Origin of the sequence: Streptomyces sp. RLB3-17, assembly GCF_007113425.2 — a bacterium.
Classification (GTDB): domain Bacteria; phylum Actinomycetota; class Actinomycetes; order Streptomycetales; family Streptomycetaceae; genus Streptomyces; species Streptomyces mirabilis_D.
The window spans coordinates 1770813-1782873 of sequence record NZ_CP041610.2 but is presented as its reverse complement, the minus strand read 5'-3'; the positions used below and the strand labels follow the sequence as shown (position 1 = coordinate 1782873).

Here is a 12061-nt window from a genome sequence, read left to right as displayed (position 1 = left end):
AGGGTCAGGGCAGCCGCTTCAGCAGTTCGGCGGCGAGGGGGGCGGAGGACGCCGGGTTCTGGCCGGTGACCAGGTTGCGGTCGACGACCACCTTGGGGGCCCACGGCTCGCCCTCCTGGAAGTCGACGCCCGCCTCGACGAGCCGGTCCTGGAGCAGCCACTTCGCCTTGTCGGCGAGACCGGCCTGCGTCTCCTCGGCGTTGGTGAACCCGGAGACCCGGTAGCCCGCGAAGGCGTTGGTGCCGTCCTCCTTCGTCGCGGCGAGCAGCGCGGCCGGACCGTGGCAGACCACACCGAGCGGCTTGCCCGACTCCAGCGCGAGGGTGAGCAGCCGGCCGGAGTCCGCGTCGACCGCCAGGTCCTCCATCGGGCCGTGGCCGCCGGGGTAGAAGACGGCCGCGTAGTCGGCGAGGTCGACCTCCGCCAGCTTGAGCGGCCGCTGGAGCGCGGTCATCGACGCGAGGGCGTGCGCGATGCGGTCGGCGGCCTCCTGACCACCGTTGACCTCGGGAGCCAGGCTCCCCTTGTCCACGGTCGGCACGACGCCGCCCGGCGTGGCGACGACGACCTCGTGGCCCGCGGCCTCGAACGCCTCGTACGGGGCGACGGCCTCCTCGGCCCAGAAGCCGCTCGGGTGGCGGGTGCCGTCGGCGAGCGTCCAGTGGTCGACGCCGGTGATCACGAAGAGAATCTTCGACATGGTGCGTTTCTCCGAGGGTGCGGGGGGCGTTGCCGGTCGTTCCTGTCGTACGCCCCGACGCTTTGGATCCAGTTCGTCGGGGCGGCGATGTCCTCGACCGTATGCGGCTCTGGCATAGGTGACCAATAGGGAGCGCCGTCGCAGCCATAGGAAAGCCAATGCCTGGACGCCGGCCGCCACCCCCACTACTCTTCTCGTAACCTAATCAATTAGTTGAGTGTGAGAGGCGGGGCTCGGATGCACCCCTTCCGGAAGGCCGTAGAGGCGGGCGACCTCACCGCGATCGAGGAGATGCTGGCCGACGACGTCGTGTTCACCAGCCCCGTCGCCTTCAAGCCGTACCCGGGGAAGGCCATCACCGCGGCCATCCTGCGCGGCGTCTCCCGTGTCTTCACCGACTTCCGCTACGTACGCGAGATCGCCGGTGCCGACGGTCGCGACCACGCGCTCGTCTTCACCGCGAAGGTGGGCGACAAGGAGCTCAACGGCTGCGACTTCCTGCACTTCGACGAGGACGGCAGGATCGACGACCTGATGGTGATGGTCCGCCCGCTCTCGGCGGCCCATGCCCTCTCGGAGGCGATGGGTGCCCAGTTCGAGCGGATCTCACGCGAGGCGGCGGAGGCGATGGGCGGCTAGGAGCCGTTCGTTCGTTTCAGCTCGTGGGGGGTCAGTCGGTGCTCGCTCGGGGGCAGTTCGTTGGGCTCGCGGTGCTCCCTGACCTCGTGGACCGGGCCACTGTCGGGCAGGCGGGGCTGTTCCTCCGGGCGGGGCGGGGGCGGTTGCTGTTGCCGCTTGCGGCGGCCCCACCACACGACACCGACCAGCACCGCCACCAGCACGACGCCCACCGCGAGCGGCCCGATGATCAGCAGACCCTGGGCCGCGGCGAGCACTGTCCCTTCCGTATCCATGGCACTCATGCGTCCCCGAGTACCCGGAGTCATGTGCGCGAACCGGGTGAGCTCGCCCCGGAGGGCGGCCGCCAGGCCCTGAGGCGCGGGGTTTGACGGGCCCTCTCGCGGCTACCCGCCCGCGGTGACGACAATGACATCCCAGCGAGAACTCATCCGATTCCTGGAGGACCGCTTCGAGTGTGCGCAGGCCTGCGCCGAGGCCGCCCGTGCCTGTGCGCTGCGGGCGAGCACGGTGGATCCGGACGGGCCGAGGGAGCAGGAACTCGTACGGCGCAAAGGCCTTCTGTGTGTGGAGGTGTGCGACGCGACCTGTCGTGTGCTGGCGGAGGAGGCCCGCCGGGACACGGCCGGCATCCGCGTCCAGGTCGAGTGGTGCCGTACCGTCTGCCGCGAGAGCGCGGACGTCTTCGACGAGCACCCGGGCGGGCAGGACAGCGCCAAGTCCTGCCGGGAGTGCGCCGAGGCCTGCACGGACTTCCTCGCCACACTGAGCCGCGACTGAATCCCTGAAGCTCCGCCCCGGAGTTCGGGTACGGCCGTCGTTGACGGACCGGCGCCGCGGTGCGGACGATGGCCCGCATGCGATTTCTGCGGCGCGTTCGGCACGATCTCTCCTCCGGCGAGAACCTGGAAATCTACGTCACGGCGCTGCTCTCGCTGACCCTGGCCGTGCTCGGTGCACTCGATGTGGCCGGCGGCAAGGTACTGGCCGCGGCCACCCTCGCGACCCTCGCCCTGCTGGCCGGAGGGCTGCTGGGCAGCCGTCGGCAGGTCGCCGAGCTGGCGACGGAGGTGCGTGCCCGCGCCGCCGGCGACATTTCGGCGGAGGACTTCTTCAGCGGCGACAAGCCGGAACTCGTCCAACAGATACGTGGGGCACGGGACATCGGCATCGTCGGAGTGACCCTCGCCCGCACCCTCCGCAACTCGATCGACGAGCTGGAGCGTCGAGCCGTATCCGGATCCGTGATCAGGATCGCGCTCATCGACCCCTCCGGCATCGCGCCCGCCGAGGCCGCGCGCCGCAGCACCATCCCCCACCGGCCCGAGGTGTACCAGAACCGACTGCGCACCTCGATCGACCTCCTGCGAGAACTGCTCGAGAAGCCAGAGGTGAGGGACAGGGTCGAGGTGAGGTTCCTGCCGTTCGTGCCGGCCTTCGGGCTGGTACTGCTGGACCCGCGGCGGCCGGGCGGCATCATCCACGTGGACGTCTACTCCCACAGCTCGGCCAGCGGGGACGCCGTGTTCACCCTGCGCCCCGACCGCGACGGGCACTGGTACCAGCACTTCCAGGCCGAGTTCGACCGTGTCTGGGAGCACGGCCGCCCGGCCGACGCCTCGGACGGGTTCCCGGGATGAGGGGCCCCCGGGAGGGGCGCGGTCGGGACGCCGCTGTCTTCGGCATTCACAATTTCTGAAACACGTTCTACGGTGTGCGCCGTCAGGTCCGGCCTTGGGGAGCCAGGAGGCGCCGTGCATCTCGAATACACGCCAGAACAGCAGCGGCTGCGGACCGAACTGCGCGGCTACTTCGCCGAGTTGGTGCCCGACCACGCCTACGCCCGATACGACGACCCGGCCGCCCAGAAACGGTTCTACCGCGAGACGATCCGGCGGCTCGGCAGGGACGGCTGGCTCGGGGTGGGCTGGCCCACGGAGTACGGCGGGCGCGGGCTGACCCCGATGGAGCAGTTCATCTTCTTCGACGAGGCCGCCCAGGCGGGCGTACCGCTGCCCCTGATGGCGCTGAACACCGTCGGCCCGACGATCATGCGGTTCGGCACCGCGGAGCAGAAGGAGTACTTCCTGCCCAGGATCCTCTCCGGCGAGATCGACTTCGCGATCGGCTACAGCGAGCCCGACGCGGGGACGGACCTGGCGGCGCTCAAGACCAGGGCCGTAAGGGACGGCGACGAGGCCACCGGCCACTACACCGTCAACGGGCAGAAGATCTGGACGACCAACGGCGACACCGCCGACTGGGTCTGGCTCGCCGTGCGCACCGACCCGGACGCCCCACCCCACAAGGGCATCACCATGCTCCTCGTGCCGACCTCCGACCCCGGCTACTCCTGCACCCTCATCAACACCCTCGCCTCGCACGACACCACCGCCAGCTACTACGAGGACATCCGCGTCCCCGTCTCGCGCCGGGTCGGCGAGGAGAACAAGGGCTGGCGGCTGATCACCAACCAGCTCAACCACGAACGCGTCACCCTCGCCGCACACGGCACCATGGCGATCCGCGCCCTGCACGACGTCCAGCGCTGGGCCATGGACACCAAGCTCGCCGACGGCCGCCGTGTCGCCGACCTCCCCTGGGTGCGCCGCCGCCTCGCCCAGACCCACACCAGACTCGACGCGATGAAGCTCCTCAACTGGCAGATGGTGAACGCCGTCCAGGAGGGCACCCTCACCCCGCAGGACGCCTCCGCGGTCAAGGTGTACGGCTCCGAGGCCCGCCGGGACGCGTACGCCTGGCTCATGGAGATCGTCGCCGCGCCCGGCGTCCTCAAGGAGGGCTCCACGGGCGCCGTCCTGCACGGCGAGCTGGAACGCGGCTACCGCTCGGCGGTGATCTTCACCTTCGGCGGCGGGAACAACGAGATCCAGCGCGAAATCATCTCGTGGATCGGACTGGGGATGCCGCGGGTCCGGCGTTAGCCTGACGGGGTGGACGCGCTTCGCACGGGTGACCAGGGACTGTTCGGTCCCTCCTCGGTGACCTGGCAGATGCACGGTGATCCCATGATGTGGGTCGCCGGCATCCGCGCGCTCTACCTCCAGGCCCTGCACCCCCGCGCCGTCCGGGGCGTCCTGCAGAATTCCGACTTCCGGCGCGACGCCTGGGGCCGCCTGATGCGCACCGCGAACTTCGTCGGCACGGCGACGTACGGCACCACCGAGGCCGCCGAGCAGGCCGGCGCCCGGGTCCGGAAGATCCACACCCTGCTCAAGGCCACCGACCCGGACACGGGGGAGCGGTACCGGATCGACGAGCCGGAGCTGCTGCTGTGGGTGCACTGCGCCGAGATCGACTCCTATCTGCACGTCCTGCGCCGCTCGGGGTTCCCGTTGACGGACGCGCACGCCGACCGGTACATCGACGAACACCGGGTCAGCGCACGCCTGGTGGGCCTCGACCCCACCGACGTACCGGCGAGTCGGGCGGAGCTGGCCGCCTACTTCGAGAAGGTGCTGCCGGAGCTCGCCGCCGGGCCCGAGGCACGGGACGTGGACGACTTCCTGTCGCGCCCGCCGACCCACCCGCTGCTCGTCCCGGCGCGCGCCCTGGTGTGGCGGCGCGTGGCGCGGCTGGCGTACGCCGCTCTGCCGCCGTACGCCCACGAGCTGTACGGCAGACCCGCGCCGGCCCCCTCGACGGTGACCCGGCGCCTGCGTGTCACGGGCACCTTGCTGCGCTGCGTTCCCGCACGTCTTCGCTGGCAACTCCCGCCCAAACACATTCTGCGGGCCATGGCGCGGCTCGGCCCCGGCTCCCGACCGGCGCCGTACAAAGTCGGCAGATAACTCGCCATACTGGACGGGCCAGGGGAGGGCGCGGCGAGCAGCGACGGGGGCGATCGCACGAGATGGCGGAGACCAGGCTGATCCAGAGCCGGTACCGACTGCTCGATCTGATCGGGCGGGGAGGTATGGGTGAGGTGTGGCGCGCCCGCGACGAGTCGCTGGGGCGGCAGGTGGCCGTGAAGTGCCTCAAACCGCTCGGCCCGCACCACGATCAGTCGTTCACCCGTGTGCTGCGGGAGAGATTCCGGCGCGAGGCCCGGGTGGCCGCCGCGCTGCAACACCGCGGGGTGACCGTGGTGCACGACTTCGGCGAGTCGGAGGGCGTGCTGTACCTGGTGATGGAGCTGCTGGAGGGCCGCAACCTCAGCCAGCTCCTGGAGGACAACAAGCAGCATCCGCTCCCCGTCGCCGACGTCGTCGACATCGCCGACCAGGTGTCCGGGGCCCTCGCCTACACCCACCAACAGGGCATCGTGCACCGCGACCTGAAGCCCGCCAACATCATGCGGCTGGCCGACGGCACGGTGAAGATCTGCGACTTCGGCATCGCGCGCCTCGGCCACGACATCGGCTTCACGGCCCGGCTGACCGGCACCGGCATCGCCATGGGCACCCCGCACTACATGTCGCCGGAGCAGATCAGCGGTGCCCAGGTCGACCAGCGCAGTGATCTGTACTCCTTCGGATGTGTGCTCTACGAAATCGCCACCGGGGCACCGCCGTTCGACCTGGACGACGCGTGGGCGATCCTCGTCGGCCACCGTGACACGCCTCCCGAGCCGCCGCGCCACCACCGCGCGGAGCTCCCCGAGTACTTCGAGCGGATCATTCTGGATCTGCTGGCCAAGGAGCCGGAGAGGCGCCCGCAGGACGCGCGCGAGCTCGGCCGGCGGATCGGCACGGGGCGTACGACTCCGGTGTACGTGCCGACGGTCGTGTCCCCCGCGATCGGGCGTCCCGCCGACGAGCGGCGCATGTTGGAGCCGTCGACGAGGGCTCCCGCGCCCTCTTCCTCGCGTGAACCCCGGCTGCCCTCCTGGACCCGGGGCATGACCACCGGCCACAAGGCGACCGGTGCCGGACTGGACGGCGCCCCGCCGGACGCGGCGGCGGGCCTGACCGGCGCATGGACGGCGCGCCCGGCCACGTCCGCACCGGAGGTGCTGGAGCGTGTCGAACGCCCCACTCCCGCACCGGAGTTGCTCATCACCCTGACGGGCCGGCACAACGCCGGACTGAGCCTCGGGCGGCTCGGCCGGTGGACCGAGGCGGGCGAGGTGCACCGCGCGGTCGCCGCCGAACGCGAGCACGTCCTCGGCCCCGACCACCCCGACACTCTCGCCAGCCGCTACGAGGTCGGCTTCACCCTCAGCCGCACCGGACGCGCCGCCGAAGCGCTGCGCGAGTACGCGCGGGTCGCCCGGGGCAGGGAGCGGGCGCTCGGCCCCGACCATCCCGACACCCTGGCCGCGCGTCAGGAGATGGCGTACGTACTGGGCCAGTTGGGCCGTCACTTCGAGGCGCACCAGGCGTACACCGCGGTGCTCGCCGCCCGGGAGCGTGCCATGGGCCCCGACCATCCCGACACCCTGCGCTGCCGCCACAACCTGGCCTTCAACCTGAGCAGGCTGGGCCGCCTGGAGGACTCGTACCGGATGGCGAGCGAGGTCGCCGCCGCGCGGGCCCGGGTGCTCGGTGCGAACCACCCCGACACACTCGTGACACGGTACGAAGTCGCGTACGCGCTCGGTCAGTTGGGCCACTGGCCCGAGGCGTTGCAGACCTACCGGGAAGTGGCCGAGGCACGGGCCCAGGCCCTCGGCCCCGACCACCCGGACACCCTCTCCGCCCGCTACGAGGTGGGCATCAGCCTCGGCCGGCTCGGTCGCAGCGCGCAGGCCCTGGAGCTGTACCGGGACCTGATCGACGACCGCACCCGGGTGCACGGCCCCGCCCACCCCGAGACCCTGCGCGCCCGGCACGGCCTCGGCGTCAACCTGGGCCGCATGGCGCGCTGGGAGGAGGCGCTCGCCGAGTCCCGTGACGTGTGGGCCATCCGCGAGCGTGTGCTCGGCCCCGACCACCCGGACACCCTCGTCAGCCGCCGCGAGGTCGCGGTCGGCCTCGGCTGGCTGGGCCGCTGGTCCGACGCCCTCACCGAGTACCGGGGCGTCGCCACCGCCCGCGAACGCGTGCTCGGCGCCGACCACCCCGACGCCCTGGCCAGCCGCAACGACGAGGCACACTGCCTGGAGCAACTGGGCCGGGGCCAGGAAGCGGTGGAGCTGTACCGCCGAGTGGCCGCGTTGCGTCAGCAGAGGGCGGCACGGGGAGGCTGAGGGACTCCCGTGCGAGGGCTGTGCTCGCCCTGTTCGAGGGACGGCGCCGGCCGTACGGCGGTGTCGTGGTCGGCGGTGGCGAAGGCCACGCCGGGGCGGCCGCCCGCGCTCGTGCCCTGTCCTGATGCCCGCGCTCGTGCCCCGTCCGGACGCCCGCCGGGTGCCGCGTACCTCTGGCCGTTCTGGATCATCGCGTGCTACGAAGAACCATGCCTGCACACGAGGGATACGACGTCGTGATCGTCGGCGGGGGTCACAACGGACTCGTCGCCGCCGCCTACCTGGCCCGGGCCGGCCGGTCCGTGCTGGTGCTCGAGCGCCTGGGGAGCACCGGCGGCGCCGCCGTGTCCACCCGGCCGTTCGCCGGAGTCGACGCCCGGCTGTCGCGCTACTCCTACCTGGTCAGCCTGCTGCCCCGGAAGATCGTGCGGGATCTGAGCCTCGACTTCCGCGTGCGTGGCCGCACCGTGTCCTCGTACACGCCCGTCGAACGCGGCGGACGGCCCACCGGCCTGCTCGTCGGCGGCGGCGAGCGCCGCACCCGCGAGGCCTTCGCGCGTCTGACCGGCTCGGACCGCGAGTACGAGTCCTGGCAGCGTTTCTACGGCATGACCGGCCGCGTCGCCCAGCAGGTCTTCCCGACGCTCACCGAACCGCTCCCCACCCGCGAGGAACTCCGCGCCCGCATCGACGACGAGGAGGCCTGGCGGGTCCTCTTCGAGGAGCCGGTCGGTGTCGCCGTGGAGGAGAACTTCGCCGACGACCTCGTACGCGGTGTCGTCCTCACCGACGCGCTCATCGGGACCTTCGCGGACGCCCACGACCCGTCCCTGCGCCAGAACCGCTGCTTCCTGTACCACGTGATCGGCGGCGGCACCGGCGCCTGGGACGTGCCGGTCGGCGGCATGGGCGCCCTCACCGACGCGATCGCCGCGGCGGCGCGCACCGCGGGCGCGGTGGTCGCCACCGGCCACGAGGCGGTGCGCATCGAGACCGACGGGCGGGCCGCCGAGGTCACCTACCGCACCGCGGACGGCGAGGGCGTCGTCCCGGCCCGGCACGTCCTCGTGAACGCCTCGCCGCAGGAACTCGCGCACCTCACGGGCGACGAACCGCCCACCCCCGCCGAGGGCGCCCAGCTGAAGGTCAACATGCTGCTCAAGCGGCTGCCGAGGCTGCGCGACACCTCGGTCGACGCGCGCGAGGCGTTCTCCGGCACCTTCCACATCGCCGAGGGCTACGAGCAGTTGGCGACCGCCCACGCGCAGGCCGCGTCCGGCGAGCTGCCCACCGCACCGCCCTCCGAGATCTACTGCCACTCCCTCACCGACCCGAGCATCCTCGGCCAGGACCTGGTCGACCAGGGCTATCAGACCCTCACCCTCTTCGGCCTCCACACACCCGCCCGGCTGTTCGAGCGGGACAACGACGCCGTGCGGGCGGAGCTGCTGAAGTCGACCCTGGCACAGCTGGAGGCGCACCTCGCCGAACCGCTCGCCGACTGCCTGGCCACCGACGCGGACGGCCGCCCCTGCATCGAGGCGAAGACCCCGCTCGACCTGGAGCACGACCTGCGGCTGCCCGGCGGCAACATCTTCCACCGCGACCTCGCCTTCCCGTACGCCCAGGAGGGCACGGGCCGCTGGGGCGTCGAAACCCGGCACGCGAACGTCCTGCTGTGCGGGGCGGGCGCGGTGCGCGGCGGCGGCGTGAGCGGGGTGCCCGGGCACAACGCGGCCATGGCCGTACTGGAGGGCGCGAACGACTAGCTCCGCCGTTCGGCCGTGTGCCGCCGGCGCGGCGCGAGGCCCGGAACTCCTTCGAGGGACTGGCCAGAAATCTGACGGAGCATCAGAAAAGGCCTTCCCTCGTCCGGAGGACTGCGGCATTCTGCGCCCATGCAGACGGAGCTGAGCAAGAAACTGGGAGTCGAGCACGCCATTTTCGGCTTCACGCCGTTTCCCGCCGTCGCCGCGGCCATCAGTCGCGCGGGCGGATTCGGTGTGCTCGGCGCGGTCCGCTACACCGCCCCCGACGACCTCAAACGCGACCTCGACTGGATCGAGGCGAACGTCGACGGCAAACCGTACGGCCTGGACGTCGTCATGCCCGCGAAGAAGGTCGAGGGGGTGACGGAGGCCGACGTCGAGGCGATGATCCCGGAGGGGCACCGGCAGTACGTCAAGGACACCCTCGCCAAGTACGGCGTGCCCGAACTCGCCGAGGGCGAGGCGTCCGGCTGGCGCATCACCGGCTGGATGGAACAGGTCGCCCGCACCCAGCTCGACGTCGCCTTCGACTACCCGATCAAACTGCTCGCCAACGCGCTGGGCTCACCGCCCGCCGACGTCGTCGCACGCGCCCACGAGCGGGGGGTGCTCGTCGCGGCCCTCGCGGGCAGCGCCCGGCACGCGCGCAAACACGCCGAGGCGGGCATCGACGTCGTCGTCGCGCAGGGCTACGAGGCGGGCGGCCACACCGGCGAGATCGCCTCGATGGTGCTCACCCCCGAAGTCGTCGACGCCGTCGACCCGCTGCCCGTACTGGCGGCGGGCGGCATCGGCAGCGGACAGCAGGTGGCCGCCGCCTTCAGCCTCGGCGCCCAGGGGGTGTGGCTCGGCTCCCTGTGGCTGACCGTCACGGAAGCGGACATGCACGCGCCCGCCGTGACCCGCAAGCTGCTCGCCGCCGGGTCCGGCGACACCGTCCGCTCGCGCGCGCTGACCGGCAAGCCCGCGCGCCAGCTGCGCACCGAGTGGACCGACGCCTGGGACGACCCGAACGGCCCGGGCACACTCCCCATGCCGCTCCAGGGGCTGCTGGTGGCCGAGGCGGTCTCCCGGATCCAGAAGTACGAGGTGGAACCGCTGCTCGGGACGCCGGTCGGGCAGATAGTCGGCCGGATGAACAGCGAGCGCAGTGTCCAGGCCGTCTTCGACGACCTGACGACCGGCTTCGAGCGGGCCGTCGAGCGCGTCAACCGGATCGCGGGAAGGGGCGAACAGTCATGAGCACCGCACCCAACGGCTTCTGGGCCCAGGCCACCGCCGACCCCGGACGGACGGTCCTGATCACCCCGGACGGGGACGAGTGGACCGCGGGCCGGCTGCACGCCGCGGCCAATCGACTCGTCCACGGTCTGCGCGCCGCGGGACTCGAACGCGGCGACGCCTTCGCGGTCGTCCTGCCCAACGGCGTCGAGTTCTTCGTCGCCTACCTCGCCGCCTCCCAGGCGGGCCTCTACCTGGTGCCGGTCAACCACCACCTCGTCGGCCCCGAGATCGCCTGGATCGTCTCCGACTCGGGCGCCAAGGTGCTGATCGCCCACGAACGGTTCGCCGACGCCGCCCGCCATGCCGCGGACGAGGCGAAGCTTCCGGCCGCGCAGCGGTACGCGGTGGGCACGGTGGCGGGCTTCCGGCCGTACGCCGAACTCCTCGACGCTCAGCCCGACTCGGCGCCAGCCGACCGCACCCTCGGCTGGGTCATGAACTACACCTCGGGCACCACGGGCCGCCCCCGCGGCATCCGGCGCCCGCTGCCCGGCAAGCTCCCCGAGGAGTCGTACCTCGGCGGCTTCCTCGGCATCTTCGGCATCAGTCCGTTCGACGACAACGTGCACCTGGTCTGCTCACCGCTCTACCACACCGCCGTACTCCAGTTCGCGGGCGCCTCCCTGCACATCGGGCACCGCCTGGTGCTGATGGACAAGTGGACGCCCGAGGAGATGCTCCGCGTCATCGACGCCCACGCCTGCACCCACACCCACATGGTCCCGACCCAGTTCCACCGGCTGCTGGCCCTCCCCGACGAGGTGAAGGCGCGCTACGACGTCTCCTCGATGCGGCACGCCATTCACGGCGCCGCCCCGTGCCCGGACCATGTGAAACGGGCCATGATCGAGTGGTGGGGCCACAGCGTCGAGGAGTACTACGCGGCCAGTGAGGGCGGCGGCGCCTTCGCGACCACCGAGGACTGGCTGAAGAAGCCCGGCACGGTCGGCAAGGCCTGGCCCATCAGCGAACTCGCCGTCTTCGACGACGACGGCAACCGGCTGCCGCCCGGTGAACTCGGCACCGTCTACATGAAGATGAGTACCGGCGGATTCTCGTACCACAAGGACGAGAGCAAGACGAAGAAGAACCGCATCGGCGACTTCTTCACCGTGGGTGACCTGGGCTGTCTCGACGAGGACGGCTATCTCTTCCTCCGTGACCGCAAGATCGACATGATCATCTCGGGTGGGGTCAACATCTACCCGGCCGAGATCGAGGCCGCGCTGCTGTCCCACCCCGCCGTCGCCGACGCGGCCGCCTTCGGCATCCCGCACGACGACTGGGGCGAGGAGGTCAAGGCCGTCGTCGAGCCCGCCCCGGGCCATGAAGGGGGCCCGGCCCTCGCCGCCGACATCCTCGGCCACTGCGAGCGCCTGCTCGCCGGGTACAAGCGCCCCAAGAGCGTCGACTTCATCGAGTCGATGCCGCGCGACCCGAACGGGAAGCTGTACAAGCGGCGCCTGCGGGACCCCTACTGGGAGGGCCGTACACGAGCGATGTGACAGCGGAGCGGGG

Annotated in this window: 11 protein-coding genes; 9 read left to right on the top strand and 2 right to left on the bottom strand. The window is 71.5% G+C overall.

The window, feature by feature from the left end; genetic code table 11:
- Positions 1 to 4: 4 nt before the first annotated feature.
- Positions 5 to 700: a type 1 glutamine amidotransferase domain-containing protein gene (locus FNV62_RS08495; RefSeq protein WP_097283316.1), complete on the bottom strand. Its 696-nt coding sequence runs from the start codon at positions 698 to 700 to the stop codon at positions 5 to 7.
- A gap of 237 nt (positions 701 to 937) precedes the next feature.
- Here FNV62_RS08495 and FNV62_RS08490 point away from each other — a divergent pair, with 237 nt between their 5' ends.
- Positions 938 to 1339: a nuclear transport factor 2 family protein gene (locus FNV62_RS08490; protein WP_054232947.1), complete on the top strand. Its 402-nt coding sequence runs from the start codon at positions 938 to 940 to the stop codon at positions 1337 to 1339.
- Here the strand turns inward: FNV62_RS08490 and FNV62_RS08485 are convergent.
- Positions 1336 to 1623: a DUF6479 family protein gene (locus FNV62_RS08485; protein ID WP_143607280.1), complete on the bottom strand. Its 288-nt coding sequence runs from the start codon at positions 1621 to 1623 to the stop codon at positions 1336 to 1338. The genes FNV62_RS08490 and FNV62_RS08485 overlap by 4 nt on opposite strands.
- Before the next feature lie 124 nt (positions 1624 to 1747).
- Here FNV62_RS08485 and FNV62_RS08480 point away from each other — a divergent pair, with 124 nt between their 5' ends.
- From FNV62_RS08480 to FNV62_RS08445, 8 genes are all read left to right on the top strand, one after another.
- Positions 1748 to 2119 carry a four-helix bundle copper-binding protein gene (locus FNV62_RS08480; RefSeq protein WP_143607279.1) on the top strand — a complete coding sequence of 124 codons (372 nt, stop codon included), beginning with the start codon at positions 1748 to 1750 and terminating at the stop codon, positions 2117 to 2119.
- A gap of 77 nt (positions 2120 to 2196) precedes the next feature.
- Entirely contained in the window at positions 2197 to 2979 is a 783-nt protein-coding gene (locus FNV62_RS08475) for a hypothetical protein (protein WP_225900202.1), read from the top strand.
- Between the two features lie 114 nt (positions 2980 to 3093).
- Positions 3094 to 4284 carry an acyl-CoA dehydrogenase family protein gene (locus tag FNV62_RS08470; RefSeq protein WP_143600525.1) on the top strand — a complete coding sequence of 397 codons (1191 nt, stop codon included), beginning with the start codon at positions 3094 to 3096 and terminating at the stop codon, positions 4282 to 4284.
- Positions 4285 to 4293: 9 nt separating this feature from the next.
- Positions 4294 to 5151, top strand: a complete 858-nt coding sequence (locus FNV62_RS08465) for an oxygenase MpaB family protein (protein ID WP_143607271.1) — start codon at positions 4294 to 4296, stop codon at positions 5149 to 5151.
- 62 nt (positions 5152 to 5213) lie between these two features.
- Positions 5214 to 7490 carry a serine/threonine-protein kinase gene (locus FNV62_RS08460; RefSeq protein ID WP_144314995.1) on the top strand — a complete coding sequence of 759 codons (2277 nt, stop codon included), beginning with the start codon at positions 5214 to 5216 and terminating at the stop codon, positions 7488 to 7490.
- 209 nt (positions 7491 to 7699) lie between these two features.
- Positions 7700 to 9259, top strand: coding sequence for a phytoene desaturase family protein (locus FNV62_RS08455; protein ID WP_054232940.1), 1560 nt, complete (start codon positions 7700 to 7702; stop codon positions 9257 to 9259).
- 129 nt (positions 9260 to 9388) lie between these two features.
- Positions 9389 to 10501: an NAD(P)H-dependent flavin oxidoreductase gene (locus tag FNV62_RS08450; protein WP_144314993.1), complete on the top strand. Its 1113-nt coding sequence runs from the start codon at positions 9389 to 9391 to the stop codon at positions 10499 to 10501.
- Positions 10498 to 12048, top strand: coding sequence for an acyl-CoA synthetase (locus FNV62_RS08445; RefSeq protein WP_097283307.1), 1551 nt, complete (start codon positions 10498 to 10500; stop codon positions 12046 to 12048). Before FNV62_RS08450 ends, FNV62_RS08445 begins: the two co-directional genes overlap by 4 nt.
- Positions 12049 to 12061 lie beyond the last annotated feature (13 nt).

Excerpts from the sequence above, each read along its gene's own strand:
- FNV62_RS08445 (WP_097283307.1), top strand. The coding sequence starts at position 10,498 with ATGAGCACCGCACCCAACGGCTTCTGGGCCCAGGCCACCGCCGACCCC.
- FNV62_RS08450 (WP_144314993.1), top strand. The coding sequence starts at position 9,389 with ATGCAGACGGAGCTGAGCAAGAAACTGGGAGTCGAGCACGCCATTTTC.
- FNV62_RS08460 (WP_144314995.1), top strand. The coding sequence starts at position 5,214 with ATGGCGGAGACCAGGCTGATCCAGAGCCGGTACCGACTGCTCGATCTG.
- FNV62_RS08485 (WP_143607280.1), bottom strand. The coding sequence starts at position 1,623 with ATGAGTGCCATGGATACGGAAGGGACAGTGCTCGCCGCGGCCCAGGGT.
- FNV62_RS08455 (WP_054232940.1), top strand. The coding sequence starts at position 7,700 with ATGCCTGCACACGAGGGATACGACGTCGTGATCGTCGGCGGGGGTCAC.
- FNV62_RS08490 (WP_054232947.1), top strand. The coding sequence starts at position 938 with ATGCACCCCTTCCGGAAGGCCGTAGAGGCGGGCGACCTCACCGCGATC.
- FNV62_RS08475 (WP_225900202.1), top strand. The coding sequence starts at position 2,197 with ATGCGATTTCTGCGGCGCGTTCGGCACGATCTCTCCTCCGGCGAGAAC.
- FNV62_RS08480 (WP_143607279.1), top strand. The coding sequence starts at position 1,748 with ATGACATCCCAGCGAGAACTCATCCGATTCCTGGAGGACCGCTTCGAG.
- FNV62_RS08495 (WP_097283316.1), bottom strand. The coding sequence starts at position 700 with ATGTCGAAGATTCTCTTCGTGATCACCGGCGTCGACCACTGGACGCTC.